We start from the raw sequence: 19602 nt of genomic DNA on the forward strand, positions 1-19602 counted from the left end.
GTCATTCTTCTACGCGGACTTCACGGAACATTCCGAGGTCCATGTGCATCAGCATGTGGCAATGGTAGGCCCAGCGACCGAGGGCGTCGGCGCTGACCCGGTAGCTGCGTTTCGAGCCCGGCGGCATGTCGATGGTGTGCTTGCGCACTTTGAAATTGCCGTTCTCGTCCTCCAGATCGCTCCACAGCCCGTGCAGGTGGATGGGGTGGTGCATCATGGTGTCGTTGACCAGCACGAAGCGCACCCGCTCGCCGTACTTGAGACGGATCGGCTCGGCGTCGGCGAAGGGAATGCCGTCGAACGACCAGGAAAAGCGCTCCATGTGGCCGGTCAGGTGCAGCTCGATGGTGCGCGACGGCTCGCGGCCGTCCGGATCGGGGAAGGTACTGCGCAGATCGGCGTAGGTCAGTACGCGCCGGCCGTTGTCGCGCAGGCCAATACCCGGGTCGTCCAGCTTGGGTATCGGCATCATGGTCTGCATGTCCACCAGCGGATTGTTGGTCTCGCTGGCCGGATGTGCCTGCATCCCGGAGTCGGCAGCGCTGCCGTGCCCCATGGCGGTGTGATCCATCTGCCCGTGGTCCATTGCGCCATGCCCGGCATGGGCATCGTGACCCTGCGTGGGTGCCGCTGCGGCCTGGCCATGGGCAGAGTGATCGCCATGGCCCATGTCGTCCATGGTCAGTTCGGGGCGTGGATCGGGCTGGGGCACCGCGGCAGACAATCCTTCGCGCACGGCCAGAGTGCCGCGTGCGTAGCCGCTGCGGTCCATGGCCTGGGCGAACAGCGTGTAGGCGTCCTGGCTGCCATCCGGCTCGACGATCACGTCGAGGGTTTCCGCTACCGCCAGGCGCACCTCGTCGACCTGCACCGGCTCGACGTTCTGGCCGTCGGCGGCGACCACGGTGAGCTTGAGGCCGGGGATGCGGAAGTCGAAGTAGCTCATCGCCGAGCCGTTGATCAGGCGCAGGCGGATACGCTCGCCCGACTGGAACACTCCGGTCCAGTTGCCGTCAGGCGCCTGGCCGTTGAGCAGGTAGGTGTAGGTGGCGCCGCTGATGTCGGCCAGATCGGTCGGCGACATGTTCATCTTCGCCCAGGCCCAGCGGTCACTGAAGGTTTCACGCCAACCCTTGTCGGCGACATCGTTGATGAAGTCGCCAAGGGTACGGCGGCCCTGGTTGTAGTAGTCGGCCTGCTTCTTCAGCTTGGCCAGCACGCGTGCGGGGCTCTCGTCGGTCCAGTCGGAGAGGAATACCACGTAATCGCGCTCGTAACTGAACGGCTCCGGCTCCTTCGGATCGATGATCAGCGGGCCGTAGACGCCGAGCTGCTCCTGGAAGCCGGAATGGCTGTGGTACCAGTAGGTACCGCTCTGGATCACCTTGAAGCGGTACTCGTACATGCCGTCCGGGGCGATGCCGGCGAAACTGAAGCCGGGCACGCCATCCATGTTGGCGGGCAGCAGGATGCCGTGCCAGTGGATCGAGGTGTCCTGCGGCAGGCGGTTGCGCACGCGCAAGGTCACGGTGTCGCCTTCGCGCCAGCGCAGCAGCGGGCCGGGAATGCTGCCGTTGATGGCCATGGCAGTGCGGCGTTTGCCGGTGAAATCCACGCTCATGGAGTCGATGGTCAGGTCGAATTCGCTGCCGCTGAGCACCGTCGGTTGGCCAGGGCTGGTGAGCGCCCAGACGGGCTGGCGCCAGAGCCCGAGGCCGGCGAAGGCACCGCCGGCAGCCAGGCTTTTGACGAAGGTGCGCCTAGAGCTGATCAATTGCATGCTGGTCCTGTTGGTTGATGGCCATTCGGAGCGGGCGCACCGGTACGCTGAAAGGGTGCGTCACAATGTCATCTTAGTGAGACCGTGCTGACTCCAGGCTGAGCGGAAGATTACGATTTTGTAAGCTGCGTCGGCGGGCGCGGATACTGGCCAAGGGCTATGCTGGGGGTGGTCCACGTCCTCGGAGCGGTGATCAATGAGTATTTCATCGCCTGCGGGGCGAACCCTGTCCGTACTGGTTGCGCTGTCGCTGGGTGGCTGTTTCAGCACTTCCTACAATCCCGAGTTCCCGCAGCAGTGGCCGCAGCGTTCTGCCGAGCGGGTCGGCGATTGCCCACTGGTAGCGGGTCGCTACCAAAATCTCGGAACGCCGTCGTTATTGGCCGGAATCGATTGTTCGCTAGCCGAGGGTCCGGTTCCGCCGGGTGACGCCAGCCTCTGCACGCCCTGGCTGGCACAGAACTTCGGTGTCTGGCGCCAGGCGCGCGTCGTGACGCTCAGTCAGCCGGATGGCGATACCTTGCAAGTCAGCCTGGACGACTCCGGCCCCGCGGCGCCAGGCACGCGGATATATCGTCGCGGTAGCGATTTTCGCTGTGATGCCGAAGGGCTGCATTTTCACAAGGCGCAGTCCGCACTGGATCCGGGGGCGCCGACCATTGTCGGCGCGATGCTTCTGACCGGAGGGCGTGTCGCCACCCGGCGGACCTTTGTCCGTGATCGCGAGGGCGGACTGACGATGACCATGCGCCGACATGTTGCCGTGATCATGCTCTTGGTGATCGGCGGCAACAGGACAGCCACCAGCCATGTGCGCTGGCAGCCGGAGCGACCGGAAGTATCTCAGCCATGAACGGGCATAGCCTGCGATGGCCCGCTGGTATGCTGCTCGCCGGGCTGCTGGCGGGTTGCGTGCCGCCGATCTATGTCGACAAACAGGACTATCCCGCCGATTGGTCTGCGCAGTTGACAGCAGTTGCGGGCTGCCCCGAGTTGACCGGTCGATATCAGAATCAGGGTGAGGGTCGCTTTGCCGTCGGCCTGGCCAAACAGCTGATGCCGGATACCGCCGACCCGCTGAAACAGGTGCAACGTGTCGACTTCGATGGCCCCGATGGCGGCGCGGTGGTCGTACGGTTGCTCGATGCGCAAGACGTGATTCTGTTGGAGCAGCGTTGGAACGAGGGGCCTGACTTCCGTTGTGAGGATGGCTGGTTGATCAGGCAGCGTGGCTACTTCTGGGCCACGCCGGTTCTCACCGGTACCGACAGCGAGCGCTTCGCCCGCAACGCACATGGCGATCTGCTGGTGCAGAGACGGACCGAGGCGGGTGGGGTATTCCTGTTCCTGCCGGTGTATCGCGGCGAACGTTTCTGGTTTCGCTATCCGCGCATCGCGCAGTAGTCGCCAGTGCCTAGAGCAGGTCGATGCCGAAGCGGCGCAGCGCTACCGTAAGCAGGGCGAAACAGGTGACGGTCAGCAGCGCACCGCCTAGCAGGGTCAGCCAGAAGCCGAGGCGCGGCAGCAGATGGGGAAAGACCAGAAACATCGGTAGCGTTGGAAGCACGTACCAGAAGGTGTACCTGGCGTGGTTGGCGATCTTGTCCATTGGCTGCCGCTCGACATAGAGCCAGATCAGCGTCAACAGAGTGATCAGTGGCAGCGCGGCAAGGAAACCGCCCAGCTTGTCGCTGCGTTTGGCGGCTTCCGATACCAGCACCACGACGGCGGCAGTCAGCAGGTACTTGGCAACGATCCAGCTCATGCACTCACCTGCGCTCGCCGCCGCCTGTGGTTCAGCGAACCGGTTGGCTGCCGAGGTAGTCACCGAGCGCCAGATCGCGTCCCTTGTTGGTCAGGCCGATGACCTGGTAGCGCTGGTGCGGTTGCCCATAGTCCATGCCCGGCGAGCCGGCTGGCATGCCCGGTACGGCGACACCAGCGAGGTCGTCGCGCTGCTGCAGCTCGCGGATCGCTGCCACCGGCACGTGGCCTTCAACGAACTTGCCGTCGATCACGCCGGTGTGACAGGAACCCAGACGTGGCGGCACACCGAGCCCTTCCTTGACGGGCAGCATGTTGACTTCGACGTGGTCGCGTACCTCGAAACCGTTTGCTTCCAGATACTTGATCCAGTCCTTGCAGCAGCCGCAGTTGGCATCGCGATGCACGTCGATGACATCCGCCGCATGGGCCATGCCGGACACAAGCAGGGCGGCGAGTGCGGTGAGATAGAGTTTCATGGAGATCTCCAGATCGATGTTCAGTTACAGCCGCAGCCGCATCCTGTTTTGCGTACTGCAGGGGCAGGTGAGCCGGTGGCAATTTGGGCAGGGTAACCGGCTTCGTCGAGGGTTGCGATGAGCGTGGCGCTGTCGGTCGTGCCGTCTATCCGAACAAGCCCGGTGGCCAGGTCGACGTCGACCCGCTCGACGCCCGCCAGCGGCTGCAGCGCTGAGTTGACATGGCGGACGCACGCCCCGCAGGTCATGCCGGATACCTTGAGTTCGATGCTGGTCATTGGGTGATCCTCGGTTAGCCAGTTCAATGAGCTGGCCTGATGCTCAACCTTGACGCGATGGTAAGGTCAAGCCTCTTTTGCTAGGGCACACGCTATCGCTGCGAGCCTGTCAGCAGGCTGATTGGAAGATTACTTTTCTGTCAGCAATTGCAGGCGTATTTGTACGGAGCGGTTCTTCGCGAAACTTCTGCTGCGTATATAAACCCCCGTAATCCTTATCAGGCGCTGCTGCGAGCGAAACGCTGCGTCTAATCGTCGCGTGAAACAATAACCGCATGTTCGGCTAGCTGACAGAAAAGTAATTTTGAACTGCTGTTAAAACTATCTGTGGAGCGCTACTAATTATCATCAGGTGCGTTTTTCAAATTCGGTAACGCTATGGTGTTTTGCGACAAAGGCCAGGGCTGGCGTGGAGTTCATCGCTAGCAGGCTCGCTTGCTGCGATCCCTGGGGGTGTTAAACCGACATATCAAGGAGTGTATTCATGCAGCCGGACCAGATTGTGGCGTTTGATGTCGCTGAGCTGCATGTCCCAGGAATGGGCAGTGACCATTGCGCCGGAATAATTGCAACTTCATTGCGGCGCGTGCCGGGTGTATCGGATGTTCACGCCAATATCGCTTCGCACAAAGTGCGGGTTGAATACGATCCCCGTTTGACGGAAGTTCACATCGTGCGTGCCGCAGTGGAAGCGGCCGGTTATACGGTCGCCGGTTCGAATGCAGGGCTGGGTCGCACCATAAACCTGTCGGTTCCTGGCATGGGATCGGAGCATTGCGCTGCGATCATTCGCAGCACCCTGGAAAAGCTGGAGGGTGTTGCTGAGGTCAAGGCCAGCGTGCCAGCGCACCGCGTCTCGGTCAGCGTCGGCGCTGACGGCCCCTCGGCCGCCGACCTCAAGGCGGCAGTGGAGGGCGCCGGATACGAGGTTGCGCGTGTCGACACGGCACAGCAGAGCGATGACGCGGCTGATGCGGTCGTCGAAGAGGCCTACCTCAGCCAGGCCAGGCGACGGCTATGGATTGCCGGCGTGCCAACGACCTTGATCATGCTGATGATGGCGCCCCACATGTTCTGGCAGCCCATACCGGGCTATCTGGCGTTGGTGGCCCTGATGGCCTTCCCAGTGGTGTTTCTCTACGGCGGTGCGGCGACCCACAAGGCCGCCTGGCGCGCACTGTGCAACCGCACGGCGAACATGGATGTGCTGATTTCCATGGGCAGTCTGCCGCCGTACCTGATCGGCCTGCTGGGTTTCCTACATCCGATGACATCCTTCGTCGAGATGTCCGCGACCATCATGACCTTCCATCTGTTGGGCCGTTACCTGGAGGCCCGAGCGAAGGGACGGGCATCACAGGCGATCCGCAAGCTGGTAACCCTTGGCGCGAAGACGGCTCGCATCGAGCGCGATGGGGCAGAGATCGAGGTGTCGGTGAAGGCGCTGCAGCCCGGTGACATCATGATCGTCCGCCCTGGTGACAAGATCCCCACCGATGGTGAAGTGGTAGGTGGGGACAGCCATGTCGATGAATCCATCGCGACCGGGGAGTCGCTACCGGTCTACAAGGAGCCAGGGTCGACGGTACTCGGCGCGACCATCAACAAGGAGGGGCGACTGCGCGTGCGCGCAACCCGGGTCGGCGGAGACACCTTTCTGTCGCAGGTCATTCGACTGGTGGATCAGGCGCAGGGCTCGCGTGTACCGATCCAGGAGTTCGCCGACCGCATGACGGGGCGCTTCGTGCCTTTGGTGCTGCTGGTGTCGGTTGCCAGTCTGCTGGCCTGGCTGCTGCTGCCTGAACTGCTCCGACCGATTCTGCTGTGGGGCGCAGGGTTTCTCCCATGGGTCGATCCGACTGCCAGCGTGCCGGTGCTGGCGATGCTCTCGGCCGTCGCCGTGCTGGTCATCGCCTGCCCGTGCGCCTTGGGGCTGGCGACGCCGACCGCGCTGATGGTCGGTTCCGGCCTCGGGGCTGAGCGCGGCATCCTGATCCGCTCGGGTGAAGCCATTCAGACGTTCAAGGACGTGACGGTGATGGTGCTGGACAAGACCGGCACCATCACCCGCGGTGAACCGCGCCTGACCGAAGTGATAACCGCAGCGGGGACGGACGAAGATCAACTGCTGAAATGGGCCGCCAGTGTCGAGAGCGCATCTGAACACCCCATTGCCCGCGCGATCGTCGAGGGGGCGAGCGCGCGGGGTGTCGAGCCTGACGAGGTTCACGAATTCCGCTCCGCGGGTGCGCGTGGCGTGCATGGCGAGGTCGCCGGCGTGCCAATTATCATCGGAAACCGGTTGCTGCTCGAAGAGGAGGGCGTGACGGGGCTCGATGCACTGGACAGTGCTCTGGACCAGCTGGAGTCACGTGGGCGCACCGCCGTTATCGTCGGGGCAGCAGGCGTGGCCTGCGGCATCGTCGCGGTAGCCGACACCATCAAGGAAGAGTCGCGCCAGGCCATTCGCGCCATGCATGCGCTGGGCCTGAGAGTCGTGATGGTCACAGGGGACAACGAGCGCGCTGCCCGCGCGGTGGCCGATGAAGTCGGCATCGACGAGGTGCGCGCGGGCGTGCTGCCGGCCGGCAAGGTGGACGCTGTGCGTGATTTGCAGGCGCGCCACGGGGAGCACGTCGCCATGGTTGGCGATGGCATCAACGATGCCCCGGCGCTGAAGCAGGCGAACGTCGGCATCGCCATCGGAGCGGGTGCGGAGGTCGCCATCGAGGCGGCCGACGTGACGCTGGTGCGCGGCGAGCTGACCGGCGTGGTCGAAGCCATGTATCTGTCGCGGCTCACGTTTCGCAAGATCGTGCAGAACCTGATCTGGGCCAGCGCCTACAACGGTGCCGCGATTCCCATTGCCGCGTTCGGTTTGCTGCATCCGATGATCGGGGTGGTGGCGATGACCGCCAGTTCGCTCTCGGTCATCGGCAATTCGCTGCTGCTCAAGCGCAGATTCCAGGTCGCGTTGCACGGCATGCGCGGCGCGGGCGTGTAGCCAGCCGTACCGAAGGGCCGGCGACGCGCTCAGCTCTCCTTATCGTGTTCGCCGTGGCGGTGCTTCCCGTGGCCGTGGCCGAACAGGTGCATCAGCGGGCACAGCAGCAGGATCAGGTAGGGCAAGGCCTGGATGGCGTGGTCGACATGTTCCCGGACCACGTAGAACAGACCGATCACCAGCAGCATCAGCAGGACGACGCCATTTCTGCTGCGCCAGAACGGCTCATGTGAATCACGCGGGGCTGGGTGGCTTGGCATGGCGCGTCTCCGGCTGGCTCGAGCGTGGTTGCTTGTACTCACCCTAGCTCCGCCAGCCTTACGCTCGACTGATGCGAACATTACGTTTCTGTCAGCTGCTGGTCGCTGCTAACGTGCCGCTGCAAACTGGCGAGTCCCCGATGAGGATGTTCCCGATGAAATTGCTGGTCGCCGAAGACGAACCCAAAACCGGCATCTATCTGCAGCAGGGCCTTAGCGAGGCCGGCTTCACCGTCGACCGCGTCACCAGCGGCACCGACGCGCTGCAGCATGTGCTGAGCGCGCCTTATGACCTGCTGATTCTCGACGTGATGATGCCGGGTCTGGATGGTTGGGAAGTGCTGCGGCTGGTGCGGGCTTCCGGCAACGAAGTGCCGGTGCTGTTTCTCACCGCGCGCGACCGCGTCGAGGATCGGGTAAAAGGGCTGGAGCTCGGCGCCGACGACTATCTGGTCAAGCCGTTCGCCTTTTCCGAGCTGCTGGCACGGGTGCGTACCTTGCTCCGGCGCGGCAACGCGGCGGCCCTGCAGACGCAGCTGAAAGTCGCCGATCTGGAAGTCGACCTGCTCAAGCGCCGCGCGGTGCGCGCCGGTCAGCGTATCGACCTGACCGCCAAGGAATTCGCCCTGCTGGAACTGCTGCTGCGCCGGCGCGGCGAGGTGCTGCCGAAATCGCTGATCGCCTCGCAGGTGTGGGACATGAACTTCGACAGCGACACCAACGTCATCGAGGTGGCGATCCGGCGTTTGCGGGCAAAGATCGACGATGGCTTCGAGCCCAAGCTGATCCATACCGCACGGGGCATGGGCTACATGCTCGACGAGCCGGACACGCCATGAAGCGACTGTCGCTGACTGCAAGGCTGAGTCTGATGTTCATGCTGGCGGTAACCGGTGTGCTGGCGGCGGCCGGATACTTCTTCAGCCAGCTCAGCGAGCATCATTTCGACGAACTGGACCGCCATACGCTGCACGAAAAGCTCGAGGCAAGCCGACGCTTGCTGGGGGAGCTGGATGATCTGCAGGATTTCGAGCGTGTGCGCCCACAGCTGCAGGCGTTGCTCGGCGGCCACAGCGAGATGCGCGGCTTCGTCTTCGACGGGCGCGGTGCTCAGTTGTTTCCTCAGCTGGGCGTTGATGAAGCGGAGCCGGCGTTGCTTGCGCTGATCGGCCGGGAGGGCGGGGAGCTGACACTCGACGGGCACGTCTGGCGCGGTGAGGCCGGGCATGTCGCGATCGGCGCGCAGCGGCTGACCTTGCTGATCCTGCTCGATGTCACCGCGCACAAGGCCTTCTTTCACACCTTCAGCGGCTGGCTGTGGGCGGCACTGGTGCTTTGCGCCTTGCTCAGCGGGTTGCTCGGCTGGCTGCTGGTGCGTAGCGGCTTGCGACCGTTGCGCGAGGTGACGCAGGTGGCGGCTTCGGTATCGGCCAAGTCGCTGCGTGAGCGCATCCCCGACGAGTCGACACCGGCGGAACTGCAGCAGCTGGTACAGGCCTTCAACGCCATGCTGGCGCGACTGGAAGACGCCTTCGTGCGGTTGTCGAACTTCTCCGCCGACATCGCCCACGAACTGCGCACACCGCTGAGCAACCTGATGACCCACACCGAGGTGGCGCTGACCCGCGCGCGCACCCTGGACCAGTATCAGGACAATCTGCATTCGAATCTGGAGGAGCTGCAGCGCATGTCGCGGATGATCGACGACATGCTGTTTCTGGCCAAGGCGGACAACGGCCTGATCGTGCCGGATGCCAAACCCGTCGCGCTGGAGGCGTTGTGCGCGCAGCTACTGGACTACTATCAGCTCTCGGCTGACGAACGCGGGGTGCGCTTCGAACTGTCTGGTGCTGGCACGATCCAGGGCGATCTGCTGATGCTGCGCCGGGCATTGTCCAACCTGTTGTCCAATGCGCTGCGCTACACACCTGATGGCGGGGTGATTGGCGTGCGCATCGAGCAGGGCGCCACTGGCGTGGCGCTTGAGGTGAGCAATCCCGGGACGACCATTGCGCCGGAACATCTGGACCGGCTGTTCGATCGCTTCTATCGGGGTGACCCGGCGCGCCGCGAAGGCAATCCGAGTAATGCCGGCCTCGGCCTGGCGATTACCCGTTCTATCGTCCAGGCCCATCAGGGTTCTATCGGCTGTGCCTCCGAGCAAGGCTGGACGACCTTCCGGTTGCAGTTCCCGGCCTGAGTGCGCGTTCAGGAAGCAGGGTCTGCCAGCTGAACGCGCATGCTGATCGCTCCGCTGACGCTGAGTCGGGCGACGAGATAGGCAGCGCTCTGCTCACCGATGCCCAGCGCGGCGGCCAACCCGGCCGCATCCAGCTCGCCTTTCTCGCGCAGGTGCTGCAGGGCATCGCCCTGCAACTGCTCAAGCCAGTCGCTGAACAGCTGCTGCAGTTCCGGTGTGGCGAATGCAGCCATGTCAGTGGTGTGCTGAATGGCGGTCAGCATCTGCGAACACATGCCCATGCACATCTGCATCATCGGTGGGGCCGAGTTGCCGGCATCCCCGAGCATCTTCTTCATCATGCTCAGCGGGTCGGGGCCGGAGCCCCCCTTTCCCATCTGCGCCATCATCTTACGGGCCATGGCGCGGCCCATTTCCATCGGGCAGCCGCTGTGCTCTTGCTCGTGCTCGTTAGCGTTCATGGCGATTTCCTCTTCGGGACGGGTAAGTGCCCGAGATTCCGGCATTGGACGCCGAGGCGTGGTTCGCAGCCTTGATCTCGATCAGCGCTGCAGCGGCACGGTCAGCGATACGCGCAGGCCGTCGGGCTGGCTGTCGAAGGCGAGGGTGCAGTCGCAGCGTTGCGCGATCGCCTGGACGATGGCCAGACCGAGGCCACTGCCGCTGCTGCTGGTATGACGCCAGAATCGACGGGTCAGATGCTGAAGATGCTCGGCCGCAATCCCTGGCCCCTGATCGTGCACTTCGAAGCGCACCCGTGAGTCATCGCCGTGCAGCACAAGCAACACCGACGTTCCGGCAGCCGTGTGACGCTGGGCGTTTTCCAGCAGGTTGCGCAGCGCGGCGATTGCCAGCACCGGCGGCATCGCCAGTGGCGCAGCGGGCAGGTTCGCCGGCACCTGCAGCTGGATGGGTGCGCCATCGCCGCCATTGGCGTCCTGTATCGCCAGCCGTGCGACCTCGGCGGCCGAGCACTGCAGGCCGTCGTCGAAATCCAGACTGCCTTCCACCCGTGCCAGCAGCAACAGCTGCTCAAGCGTGCGTTGCAGCCGATCGGCACCGGCCTCGGCGTTGGCCAGTGCCTGCGCGGCCGCAGCGCCCTCGGTCATCCGCGCCACCTGAAGGTGGGTCTTGATCGCTGTCAGCGGGCTGCGCAGTTCATGGGCGGCATCCCCGGTCAGCCGGCGCTCGCGTTCGATGGCATCGCTGATGCGTTGGAACAGCTGATTCTGCGTTTGCACCAGCGGCAGCAACTCCGCTGGCAAACCGTCGAGCGGCAGCGGTTCCAGGGAGTCCGCGCCGCGCCGGGTCAACGCCTGGCGAATCCGTTGTAACGGCGCCAGCCCGCGGCCAAGGCCGAGCCATAGCAGGCCCAGGCTGCCGAGCAGGGCGACCGCCACTGGCAGCGCAGCGGCCAGCAACACCGAACGTTTCAGCGCGGCGCGCTCGTCAAGGCGATCGGCCGTGGTGATGCGCAGCTCGCCCTGCACCAGAGTGAAGCTGCGCCAGGGGACGCCATCGATCAGCTGGTCACGAAAGCCGTTCCCCTCCGCATCCAGCTGCTGATCGGGTGCACTGTGGCTGCGCGCGAGTACCTCGCCGCGCAGCGAGCTGACCTGGCAGGCCAGGCCGTTGGGAATGCCCAGCTGCTCGGCGCTCAGGCGTTTCGCCGAGCTGTCACCGGGCAGTGGCTGCGGCAGCTGCACCAGCAGGCCGGCAACCATGCGCGCCGAGGCCGCCAGGCGCTGGTCGAGTGAGAGCATCATCTGGCTGCGCAGGTCGACCAGCATCCAGGTCGCGGCCAGCGCCCAGAGCAGCACGAAGGCCGAGCCGAGCATCAGTGTCAGGCGCAGGCGCAGACTCATGGCGCGTCCTCGTCGCCGGCGGGGCCGAGACGATAGCCAAGCCCGCGCACGGTTTCGACGATACCGTTGCCGAGCTTGCGGCGCAGGTGGTGGATATGCACGTTCAGCGCGTTGCTCTCGACGTCATCGGCGAAGCCGTAAACGGCATCCTTGAGTTGCTCGCTGCTGAGTACCCGGCCCTGATTGTTGAGCAGCGCCTGTAAGAGCGCCTGTTCGCGGCGGGACAGATCCACCGGTTGGCCGTCCAGGCGCACCTCACATCGGTCTGGGTCGTAGCTGAGCCGGCCGTGCTCGATGATGTTGACGCTGCGCCCGGCCATGCGCCGCATCAGCGTGTGCAGGCGTGCGGCCAGCTCGCGCAGGTCGAAGGGTTTGAGCAGGTAGTCATCCGCACCTGCCTGCAGGCCGGTGACCCGATCACTGACCGCATCGCGCGCGGTGAGTACCAGCACCGGCAGCGCCATGCCCTGTTGACGCAGGCGTCGCAGCAGGCTGATGCCGTCTTCGTCGGGCAGGCCGAGGTCGAGGATGAGCACATCGAAATTGGCGGCGCGCAGCATCGCTTCGGCATTGGCGGCCGTAGTGGCATGGTCGACGGTCAGGCCCTGGGCATTGAGTCCGGCGACGATACCGCTGGCGATCAGCGCGTCGTCCTCGGCAAGCAGCACGTGCATGAAAGGGGTCCGGTGGCAAAGCTCAATAGTCGACCTTAACGATTAAGGCAGCGTTATGCAGCCCGTGCCGTTGCGTTAATGGCGCGTTAATCCCGCACCGGCATGCTGCGCGGCAGTCGTTTTACATAGAAGGTGTCCGATGCGTGCGTTGCTGCTGATGCTTCTGCTGCTCCTGCCGGGGCTGGCCCTGCCGGCCGGTGGACTGTTCGGCGGTTCTGCGCAGCAGGATTTCCTGCCGGTGGAAGAGGCGTTCGCGCTGACGGTCAGCCCGCAGGACAATGGCGCGACGCTGCTGCACTGGCGGATCGCGCCGGGCTATTACCTCTATCAGCAGCGCCTGCAATTCGACGGGCTGCCGCCGGAGCGCCAGCCACAGCTGCCGGAAGGTCAGCCCTACAGCGACGAATTCTTCGGCGACTCGCAGATCTACCGCGACAGCCTCGAACTGATCATCCCGGCGGGCGCCGAGAACAACGTGCGTCTGGGCTGGCAGGGCTGCGCCGATGCGGGACTGTGCTATCCGCCGCAGACGCGTGAAGTGTCGCTGAGCGGTGACGGCAGCGCCTCGGCAGCCTCCGGGCAGGCCAGAGATCAGGCGCTGGCCAGTGGTCTGGCGGGCCAGGCGCTGGGCTGGAGTCTGCTGGTGTTCTTCGGCCTCGGCTTGTTGCTCGCCTTCACCCCCTGTTCGTTGCCGATGCTGCCGATCCTGGCAGGCATCGTGGTGGGCAGCGGCGCCACGTCGCGTCGCGGTTTCGCCCTGGCTTCGACCTATGTGGTCAGCATGGCGCTGGTCTACGCCGGGCTCGGTGTGCTGGCGGCGCTGCTCGGCGCCAACCTGCAGGCGGCACTGCAGCAACCCTGGTTGCTGACCAGTTTCGCCGTGCTGTTCGTGCTGCTGGCGCTGCCAATGTTCGGTTTGTTCGAGCTGCAATTGCCGGTGGCGCTGCGTGATCGTCTGCAGCGTGTCGGTGATCGCCAGCGCGGCGGTAACCTCGCCGGGGCTGGCGCGCTGGGCGTGCTCTCCGGCCTGCTGGTCGGCCCCTGCATGACCGCGCCACTGGCCGCCGCGCTGCTGTTCATCGCACAGAGCGGCAGTGCGCTGCAGGGTGGCCTGGTGCTGTTCGCGTTGGGCCTGGGCATCGGCACGCCGTTGCTGTTGCTGGTGACGGTTGGCCAGCGCTTTCTGCCCAAGCCGGGCGCCTGGATGGATCGGGTCAAGGTGGTGTTCGGCTTTCTCTTCCTGGCGGCGGCGCTGTTCGTTGCCCGTCCGTTGCTGGCCGACTGGCTGTGGCTGGGCCTGTGGGGCGCACTGCTGGTGGTGCTCGCGACCGCCTTGCTGAATGTGGCGCAGGCAGTGCAACGCCAACGCGTGCTCTGTCAGGCCAGCGGCGTTCTGCTGGGGCTGTGGGGTGCGGCGATGCTGCTGGGTGCCGCCGGCGGAGCGGATGATCCGCGTCGGCCGCTGGCGATCTATGCCGGCGGTGGGGCGGATGCCATCTCCGCCGAAGTTCACGCGCTCGGTTTCAGCGATCCGGCCGTACTCGATCGTGAGCTGGCAGCGGCCAAGGCGCAGGGCCAGTGGGTGCTGATCGATTACTACGCCGACTGGTGCGTCTCCTGTAAGGTCATGGAGAAGGAGGTCTTCGGCAACGCCGAGGTACAGGCAAGCCTGGATGGCGTGCGGGTGCTGCGTCCCGACGTGACGCGCAGTGGCGCCGCCAGCCGCGAGTTGCTGGACCGTTACCAGGTACTCGGCCCGCCAACGCTGGTGTGGATCGGCCCGGACGGCGTGGAGCGCCGCGAGCGCCGTATCACTGGCGAGGTCGGTGCCGAGGGCTTTCTGCAGAACTGGAACCAGACCCGGGAGCGAGGTTGATGCTGACTGTGAATATCGGGCCGCTGGCACTGGCGGTGCCTCATGTGATCTTGCTGGGCAGCCTGCTGCTGGCGACCCTGACCGGCTGGTGGGTCGGCCGCCGGAGCGAACGCAATCCTGAGCGGCAGCTGTTTCGCCTGCTGCTGGTGGCATTGCTGGTAGCACGCCTGGCATTCGTCGCGCTGTACTGGGCGTACTACCGAGACGACTGGCTGAGCGTCATCGATATCCGCGATGGTGGCTTCATTGCCTGGCCGGGGCTGGTCGCTGCACTGGCGTTGGGTATCTGGTGGGGCTGGCGTGACCGGGAGATGCGCAAGCCATTGGGCATCGCGCTGACGGTGGGAATCCTCAGCTGGGGCTTCGGCAATCTGGCCTGGCATTCCTTCGAACAGGGCACGCGTCTGCCGGAAATGGCCCTGCGCGACAACCAGGGGCGTCCGGTGGCGCTCGAGGAGTACGCCGGTCAGCCCTTGGTGATCAATCTCTGGGCGACCTGGTGTCCACCGTGCCGGCGCGAGATGCCGGTGCTGGCCGATGCCCAGGCGCGGGAAAGCGACACGCTGTTCCTGTTCGTCAACCAGGGCGAGGGGGAAGGGGAGATCAATCGCTTTCTGGAAAAGGCCGGGCTGACGCTGGAAAACGTCCTGCTCGACAGTGGCGGGCGGCTCGGCCAGCACGTCGGCTCCACGGCGCTGCCGACCACGCTGTTCTACAACGCCGATGGCCGCCAGGTCAGCAGCCATCTCGGCGAACTCTCGCACGCCAGCCTGGCGCGCGCGCTGGAAAAACTGAAAGAGGAAGCTGCGCAGTGATTCGATTCAAGCCGTTACCCTACCTGCTGGCTGGGGTCAGCCTGCTGGTCCTGCCCACGGTCCAGGCCGAGGAACTGCCGGAGGCGATCAAGGCTGTCGAGGCGCGGGGCGCCGAGGTGGTCGGCCGCTTCGAAGCTCCCGGTGGGCTCAAGGGCTATGCCGCGCGCTACAACGGTCAGGGCATGGCGTTGTATCTCACGCCGGACGGCGAGCATGTGCTGATCGGTAGCCTGCTCGATGCGAACGGCGAGGACCTGACCCGCGGGCAGCTGGAAAAACTGGTCTATGAACCGCTGGGCAAGGAAATGTGGACGCGCATGCAAGACAGCAGCTGGATCGCTGACGGCAAGGCCGACGCACCGCGCATCGTCTACATGTTCAGTGACCCGAACTGCCCGTACTGCAACATGTTCTGGAAGCAGGCCCGGCCCTGGGTCGATTCCGGCAAGGTGCAGCTGCGGCACATCATGGTCGGCATGCTGCGCGCCGATAGCGCCGGCAAGTCTGCCGCATTGCTCAGCGCCAAGGATCCGCAGGCCGCACTCAACGAGCACGAGGCGGCGGGCAAGGCGAGCAAGCTCAAGGCGCTGGAGAAGATCCCTGCAGAACTGGAAGAACAGCTCACCGCCAACCTGATGCTGATGGGCGAACTTGGCGCCCAGGCGACCCCGGCGATCTTCTACCTCGACGACAACGGCCGCTTGCAACAACATCAGGGTGCGCCGCGGCCCGAGGCCCTGGAAGAGATCATGGGGCCACGCTGAGTCGCGTCGGCCCCAACCGGCTGGCAAAAAGCCTTGCACCCTCCGCTAGCCGGCTCGCTCGTGCGATCTGCGGAGTATTCGTCAGAGCGCGCCGAAAACTTTCTTCGCCAGGCTGGTGGCGGCAGCAGCGGGATTCTTGCGAATGCCCGCTTCCTGCTCGGCGATGACCGTGAACAGTCCGTCGAGCGCCTGTTCGGTCACGTAGCTTTCGATATTAGCGTAGCTGCCGTTCAGCCCGGCCGGAACCTTCGCTGCCACGGCGTTGTACTGCTGCGCCAGGCCGACCTGGTCGGTGGCCTGCTTGACGATGGGCAGGAACTTCGCGCGAATCTGCTCGCGGCTGGACTTGTTCAGGTACTGGGTAGCCGAATCGTCGCCGCCGGCGAGAATCGCCTTGGCGTCCTGCACGGTCATCTTGCGCACCGCATCCAGCAGCAATTGCTGGGCTTGCGGCACGGCCTTTTCGGCGGCGAGGTTCATGCTGTTTTCCAGCTGTTCAACCTGCGCGCCCATGCCGAGCATCTTCAGCATCCGCGAAGCCTTGCCGATGTTGCCCGGCAGCTCAATGCGCACGTTCGGGTCGCTGCTGAAACCACCGGGCCGGCCGAGTTGCTGCACGGCAACCTTGGTGCCTTGGCTCAAGGCATCCTTGAGGCCCGCGCTGGCGTCGCTCTGGGTCAGGTCGGCGAGGGACAGGGCGAAGGCGCTGGCGGACAGGAGCAGACCGGCGACGAGAGTGGTGATGCGATACATGGCGTTTACCTTGCTGTGCGGATGGGCGTGAGCCTGGCGACGAGCGCCGGTTGGCTTCGTTCTTTGATGCTAGTGGATTACGGGCAGCGCGACATCCTGACGATCATGGGTTACGGTCCCGCGCTTCATTGTCTGGAGATTCTTCGCATGATTCGCCCGTGTCGCCCCGCTGATCTGGAAACCGTTCTGAACATCTGGCTCGAAGCATCCAGCGGTGCCCATGATTTCGTCGCGCGCAGCTTTTGGGAGGCGCGGCTGGATGATATGCGCAACCTGTATCTGCCCGCTGCGCAGACCTGGGTTCACGAGCAGGACGGAACGGTCGTCGGTTTCGTTTCGCTAGTCGACGACACCCTGGCCGCGATCTTCGTGGCGCCAACGGAGCAGGGCTGTGGCATCGGCTCGGCGCTGCTCGAGCACGCCAAGCGTCAGCGCGAACGGCTGAGCCTGACGGTCTACGCTGCCAACGAGGCCAGCATCGCCTTCTACCTTCGCCACGGTTTCCAGGTTGCCGGCGAACAACTGGACGAGCACACCGGCCATACGGAGCTGGCGATGATCTGGCAGCCTCAGGCCCCGGTTGCCGGTGGCGCCGGCTCGCTTTCGTCCTCGTGACGTTCCAGCGCCACCTGGCGGATCGACAGGCGAATCTCGGCCGGCAGCACACGCTTGGCTGCGCCCTCGGCGAGTTCGGCGAGCTTTTCGTGATAGCCGAGCCGGCCGTTCTCGTCCGGGCTGACCACGCCCTGTTCCTGCATGCTCTGGATAAAATGACGGAACAGCGTCTTGTCGAAGAACTCCGGTGCGTTGAGCCCGTGCAGGATCGACAGGCGCTGGGCCATGACGGTGCAAAGGGTTTCCAGTTCCTCGGCGGTTAGGCTGTTCTGCCCGCTGTTGAGCAGCAGCGAGGTGGCCATGTAGAAGCGCTGCAGGGTCTGCATGACCACCCGCGCGAGCAGCGTCAGCAGCACGAACTGGCGGGAGCTTGGGGCGGGACGCACGTAGTGTTGGCCGTCCACCTTGAGCAGGCCCTGTTCGACGAACGCAGCCAGCCACTGGTCGACCACCGCTTCCAGCTCTTCGACTTCCCAGCGGATGAACAGCTCGGCACGCAGATACGGATACAGCGCCTCGGTGAAACGCTGAATCTGCTCGCGGCTGATGCGCGAACTGCTCTGGAAGAAGCTCGCCAGCAGCGCCGGCAGGGCGAAGATGTGCATCACGTTGTTGCGGTAGTAGGTCATCAGGACAGCGTTCTGCTCGTCCAGATAGAGGATGTTGCCCAGGGCATCCTTCTGTTCGGCGAGCAGGTCGAGGCTCTTCACATAGGCGATCAGCGCGTTGCCGTCGCCTTCCGGCAACGTGGTGTGCGGCGAGTAGGGCACCGCACGCAGCAGGGTCTGGTAAAGATCGAGAATGCGCGCCAGGGATTGCTGATCCAGCGCCTGGCGGCTGGTTGAGAGCATCGCCAGCGCCACCAGATTGACCGGATTGACCGCCGCCGCCTCGTTCAGGCGTTGAGCGATGCGCTCGGCCAGGCGATTGGTCGTGTCGTTCAGCCATTCGGGACGGAAGTCCGGCGTGTGGCTCTGCTGGCGCCAGCCGGGTTGCTCCTGTTCGAGGAATTCATTGAGCTTGAGCGGTTCGCCGAAGTTGACCCAGACCTGACCGAAGCGCTGCTTGAGTGCGCCGATGACCTTGAAGATGTCGAAAATTGACTCCTTTTTCTTCGCCGCGCCGCGCAGTTCGCCAAGGTAGGTGCGGCCTTCCAGCACCCTTTCGTAGCCGATGTACACCGGCACGAAGAGGATCGGCAGGCGCGACGAGCGCAGGTAGCTGCGCAGGGTCAGTGCCAGCATGCCGGTCTTGGGCTGCAGCATGCGGCCGGTACGCGAGCGGCCACCCTCGACGAAGTACTCGACCGGAAAGCCGCGGCTGAACAGGGTATGCAGGTATTCGTTGAACACCGAGGTGTACAGCGGGTTGCCCTTGAACGAGCGGCGCATGAAGAAAGCGCCGCCGCGGCGCAGCAGGCTGCCGATGACCGGCATGTTGAGATTGATACCCGCGGCGATGTGTGGCGGTGTCAGGCCGTTGCGGAACAGCAGGTAGGACAGCAGCAGGTAGTCGATATGACTGCGGTGGCAGGGCACATAGATCACCTCATAGCCACGTACGGCCTCCTGCAGAGGCTCGATATGGTTGACGCGGATACCGTCGTAGATCTTGTTCCAGAACCAGGACAGCACCACTTCCAGGAAGCGCACGGCCGTATAGGCGTAGTCGGAGGCGATCTCGTTACCGTAGCGCAGCGCCCTGGCTTCGGCCCGCTCGATGGATATGTTCTCGCGTTCGGCCTCATCGCGGATCGCCTGCCGGACCTGTGGTGCATGCACCAGACCTTTGACCAGATTGCGCCGGTGCGAAAGGTCGGGCCCGATCACCGCGGTCTTCTGGTTGCGGAAATGCACGCGCAGCATGCGGTGCACCATGCGCAGGGTACGCTCGTGACCCTTGTTCAGGGCGATCAGCTCGTTGAGCTGGATTGGTGCGGAGAACTGCACGCGGGTCTTGCGCCCCAGCACCAGAATGCTGAGCAGTTTGCGCAGGCGCCCGGTGACCGCCCAGCTGTCGGCGAACAGCAGCTTCCAGGCGCTGGTTTCACGATTTGGCGACTGCCCCCAGAACACGCTGACCGGGATGATCTGCGCGTTCTCTACCGCGTTGTGTTCCAGCGCACCGACCAGGCGCACCAGCGCCGGCGGGGCCACCAGCCGCGTACGCCGGCCGAACCAGCTCGCGGCCGGGTTGAGAAAGAAGAAAGCGGCCGGCTCCACGTGCTCGCCCACCGCAACATCAGCCACGGGGCGCGGCAGCCCGGCCTTGGTGCATTCGACGTCAAGCACGGCGAGGTCGCTCAGTGAGGACTGTTGCAGTACGTAGAACACCGGCTTGCTGCGATCGAGCTTGAGGGTGAAGGCGGACTGGTTGATGGTTTCCGAGCGCACCCAGAAATACAGAACGCGGCGCAGCACGGAGAAAATCAGACGGCGAATGGGGGAGCGGGTCATACGACAGATTCGGCTTGGG

Annotated in this window: 19 protein-coding genes; 9 read left to right on the plus strand and 10 right to left on the minus strand. The window is 64.5% G+C overall.

The genetic code is table 11. From position 1 onward, the window contains the following. Position 1 precedes the first annotated feature (1 nt). Positions 2-1780 (minus strand): copper resistance system multicopper oxidase, encoded by a 1779-nt coding sequence (locus tag PSEST_RS07765; RefSeq protein ID WP_015276448.1) that lies wholly within the window; start codon positions 1778-1780, stop codon positions 2-4. Between the two features lie 196 nt (positions 1781-1976). Between PSEST_RS07765 and PSEST_RS07770 the strand changes: the two genes are divergently transcribed. Next, positions 1977-2633: a hypothetical protein gene (locus PSEST_RS07770; protein ID WP_015276449.1), complete on the plus strand. Its 657-nt coding sequence runs from the start codon at positions 1977-1979 to the stop codon at positions 2631-2633. A 29-nt stretch (positions 2634-2662) separates the two neighbouring features. Continuing rightward, complete coding sequence (locus PSEST_RS07775; RefSeq protein ID WP_041756544.1) at positions 2663-3184, plus strand: hypothetical protein; 522 nt, start codon at positions 2663-2665, stop codon at positions 3182-3184. A 10-nt stretch (positions 3185-3194) separates the two neighbouring features. On the opposite strand, the gene PSEST_RS07780 is transcribed toward PSEST_RS07775, so the two are convergent. The 3 genes from PSEST_RS07780 to PSEST_RS07790 are packed head-to-tail and all read right to left on the minus strand — an operon-like array spanning position 3195 to position 4301. Then, positions 3195-3545, minus strand: coding sequence for a DUF3147 family protein (locus tag PSEST_RS07780; RefSeq protein WP_015276451.1), 351 nt, complete (start codon positions 3543-3545; stop codon positions 3195-3197). Between the two features lie 31 nt (positions 3546-3576). Further along, entirely contained in the window at positions 3577-4023 is a 447-nt protein-coding gene (locus PSEST_RS07785) for a DUF411 domain-containing protein (RefSeq protein WP_015276452.1), read from the minus strand. A gap of 20 nt (positions 4024-4043) precedes the next feature. Beyond that, the gene (locus PSEST_RS07790) at positions 4044-4301 is read right to left on the minus strand and encodes a heavy-metal-associated domain-containing protein (RefSeq protein ID WP_015276453.1); all 258 of its coding nucleotides are present in this window, start codon (positions 4299-4301) and stop codon (positions 4044-4046) included. A gap of 484 nt (positions 4302-4785) precedes the next feature. Between PSEST_RS07790 and PSEST_RS07795 the strand changes: the two genes are divergently transcribed. Beyond that, a complete protein-coding gene (locus PSEST_RS07795) occupies positions 4786-7305 on the plus strand; it encodes a heavy metal translocating P-type ATPase (RefSeq protein WP_015276454.1) in 2520 nt (839 codons plus the stop codon). Positions 7306-7334: 29 nt separating this feature from the next. Here PSEST_RS07795 and PSEST_RS07800 read toward each other — a convergent pair whose 3' ends face one another. Further along, positions 7335-7565 (minus strand): DUF2933 domain-containing protein, encoded by a 231-nt coding sequence (locus PSEST_RS07800; RefSeq protein ID WP_015276455.1) that lies wholly within the window; start codon positions 7563-7565, stop codon positions 7335-7337. A 155-nt stretch (positions 7566-7720) separates the two neighbouring features. On the opposite strand from PSEST_RS07800, the gene PSEST_RS07805 reads away from it, so the two are divergent. Both PSEST_RS07805 and PSEST_RS07810 read left to right on the plus strand, forming a co-directional pair. After that, complete coding sequence (locus tag PSEST_RS07805) at positions 7721-8404, plus strand: heavy metal response regulator transcription factor (RefSeq protein ID WP_015276456.1); 684 nt, start codon at positions 7721-7723, stop codon at positions 8402-8404. After that, positions 8401-9765 (plus strand): heavy metal sensor histidine kinase, encoded by a 1365-nt coding sequence (locus PSEST_RS07810; RefSeq protein ID WP_015276457.1) that lies wholly within the window; start codon positions 8401-8403, stop codon positions 9763-9765. The genes PSEST_RS07805 and PSEST_RS07810 overlap by 4 nt, the downstream gene beginning before the upstream one ends. 8 nt (positions 9766-9773) lie before the next feature. Here the strand turns inward: PSEST_RS07810 and PSEST_RS07815 are convergent, their stop codons facing one another. The 3 genes from PSEST_RS07815 to PSEST_RS07825 all read right to left on the minus strand — a co-directional run bounded on the left by PSEST_RS07815 (position 9774) and on the right by PSEST_RS07825 (position 12304). Further along, positions 9774-10226 carry a hypothetical protein gene (locus PSEST_RS07815; RefSeq protein ID WP_015276458.1) on the minus strand — a complete coding sequence of 151 codons (453 nt, stop codon included), beginning with the start codon at positions 10224-10226 and terminating at the stop codon, positions 9774-9776. 81 nt (positions 10227-10307) lie between these two features. Beyond that, positions 10308-11630 (minus strand): ATP-binding protein, encoded by a 1323-nt coding sequence (locus PSEST_RS07820; protein WP_015276459.1) that lies wholly within the window; start codon positions 11628-11630, stop codon positions 10308-10310. Next, positions 11627-12304 (minus strand): response regulator, encoded by a 678-nt coding sequence (locus PSEST_RS07825; RefSeq protein ID WP_015276460.1) that lies wholly within the window; start codon positions 12302-12304, stop codon positions 11627-11629. Before PSEST_RS07825 ends, PSEST_RS07820 begins: the two co-directional genes overlap by 4 nt. Before the next feature lie 139 nt (positions 12305-12443). On the opposite strand from PSEST_RS07825, the gene dsbD reads away from it, so the two are divergent. The 3 genes from dsbD to dsbG are packed head-to-tail and all read left to right on the plus strand — an operon-like array spanning position 12444 to position 15759. Next, positions 12444-14180: a protein-disulfide reductase DsbD gene (gene dsbD, locus PSEST_RS07830; RefSeq protein ID WP_015276461.1), complete on the plus strand. Its 1737-nt coding sequence runs from the start codon at positions 12444-12446 to the stop codon at positions 14178-14180. Beyond that, the gene (locus PSEST_RS07835) at positions 14180-14995 is read left to right on the plus strand and encodes a TlpA family protein disulfide reductase (protein ID WP_015276462.1); all 816 of its coding nucleotides are present in this window, start codon (positions 14180-14182) and stop codon (positions 14993-14995) included. The genes dsbD and PSEST_RS07835 overlap by 1 nt, the downstream gene beginning before the upstream one ends. Continuing rightward, on the plus strand, positions 14992-15759 hold the full coding sequence (gene dsbG / locus PSEST_RS07840; RefSeq protein ID WP_015276463.1) for a thiol:disulfide interchange protein DsbG: 768 nt from the start codon (positions 14992-14994) through the stop codon (positions 15757-15759). Before PSEST_RS07835 ends, dsbG begins: the two co-directional genes overlap by 4 nt. Positions 15760-15840: 81 nt before the next feature. Here the strand turns inward: dsbG and PSEST_RS07845 are convergent, their stop codons facing one another. Continuing rightward, entirely contained in the window at positions 15841-16512 is a 672-nt protein-coding gene (locus PSEST_RS07845; protein WP_015276464.1) for a DUF4197 domain-containing protein, read from the minus strand. A gap of 147 nt (positions 16513-16659) precedes the next feature. On the opposite strand from PSEST_RS07845, the gene PSEST_RS07850 reads away from it, so the two are divergent. Then, positions 16660-17127, plus strand: coding sequence for an N-acetyltransferase (locus PSEST_RS07850; protein WP_015276465.1), 468 nt, complete (start codon positions 16660-16662; stop codon positions 17125-17127). On the opposite strand, the gene plsB is transcribed toward PSEST_RS07850, so the two are convergent. Then, entirely contained in the window at positions 17082-19583 is a 2502-nt protein-coding gene (gene plsB / locus PSEST_RS07855) for a glycerol-3-phosphate 1-O-acyltransferase PlsB (RefSeq protein ID WP_015276466.1), read from the minus strand. The two genes, PSEST_RS07850 and plsB, sit on opposite strands and share 46 nt — an antisense overlap. Positions 19584-19602 lie beyond the last annotated feature (19 nt).

The sequence above is a fragment of the Stutzerimonas stutzeri RCH2 genome, from assembly GCF_000327065.1.
Classification (GTDB): domain Bacteria; phylum Pseudomonadota; class Gammaproteobacteria; order Pseudomonadales; family Pseudomonadaceae; genus Stutzerimonas; species Stutzerimonas stutzeri_AE.

Excerpts from the sequence above, each read along its gene's own strand:
- dsbD (WP_015276461.1), top strand. The coding sequence starts at position 12,444 with ATGCGTGCGTTGCTGCTGATGCTTCTGCTGCTCCTGCCGGGGCTGGCC.
- PSEST_RS07770 (WP_015276449.1), top strand. The coding sequence starts at position 1,977 with ATGAGTATTTCATCGCCTGCGGGGCGAACCCTGTCCGTACTGGTTGCG.
- PSEST_RS07825 (WP_015276460.1), bottom strand. The coding sequence starts at position 12,304 with ATGCACGTGCTGCTTGCCGAGGACGACGCGCTGATCGCCAGCGGTATC.
- plsB (WP_015276466.1), bottom strand. The coding sequence starts at position 19,583 with ATGACCCGCTCCCCCATTCGCCGTCTGATTTTCTCCGTGCTGCGCCGC.
- PSEST_RS07815 (WP_015276458.1), bottom strand. The coding sequence starts at position 10,226 with ATGAACGCTAACGAGCACGAGCAAGAGCACAGCGGCTGCCCGATGGAA.
- PSEST_RS07850 (WP_015276465.1), top strand. The coding sequence starts at position 16,660 with ATGATTCGCCCGTGTCGCCCCGCTGATCTGGAAACCGTTCTGAACATC.
- PSEST_RS07805 (WP_015276456.1), top strand. The coding sequence starts at position 7,721 with ATGAAATTGCTGGTCGCCGAAGACGAACCCAAAACCGGCATCTATCTG.
- PSEST_RS07775 (WP_041756544.1), top strand. The coding sequence starts at position 2,663 with ATGCTGCTCGCCGGGCTGCTGGCGGGTTGCGTGCCGCCGATCTATGTC.
- PSEST_RS07800 (WP_015276455.1), bottom strand. The coding sequence starts at position 7,565 with ATGCCAAGCCACCCAGCCCCGCGTGATTCACATGAGCCGTTCTGGCGC.
- PSEST_RS07845 (WP_015276464.1), bottom strand. The coding sequence starts at position 16,512 with ATGTATCGCATCACCACTCTCGTCGCCGGTCTGCTCCTGTCCGCCAGC.
- PSEST_RS07795 (WP_015276454.1), top strand. The coding sequence starts at position 4,786 with ATGCAGCCGGACCAGATTGTGGCGTTTGATGTCGCTGAGCTGCATGTC.
- PSEST_RS07765 (WP_015276448.1), bottom strand. The coding sequence starts at position 1,780 with ATGCAATTGATCAGCTCTAGGCGCACCTTCGTCAAAAGCCTGGCTGCC.
- PSEST_RS07835 (WP_015276462.1), top strand. The coding sequence starts at position 14,180 with ATGCTGACTGTGAATATCGGGCCGCTGGCACTGGCGGTGCCTCATGTG.
- PSEST_RS07820 (WP_015276459.1), bottom strand. The coding sequence starts at position 11,630 with ATGAGTCTGCGCCTGCGCCTGACACTGATGCTCGGCTCGGCCTTCGTG.
- PSEST_RS07785 (WP_015276452.1), bottom strand. The coding sequence starts at position 4,023 with ATGAAACTCTATCTCACCGCACTCGCCGCCCTGCTTGTGTCCGGCATG.
- PSEST_RS07780 (WP_015276451.1), bottom strand. The coding sequence starts at position 3,545 with ATGAGCTGGATCGTTGCCAAGTACCTGCTGACTGCCGCCGTCGTGGTG.
- PSEST_RS07790 (WP_015276453.1), bottom strand. The coding sequence starts at position 4,301 with ATGACCAGCATCGAACTCAAGGTATCCGGCATGACCTGCGGGGCGTGC.
- PSEST_RS07810 (WP_015276457.1), top strand. The coding sequence starts at position 8,401 with ATGAAGCGACTGTCGCTGACTGCAAGGCTGAGTCTGATGTTCATGCTG.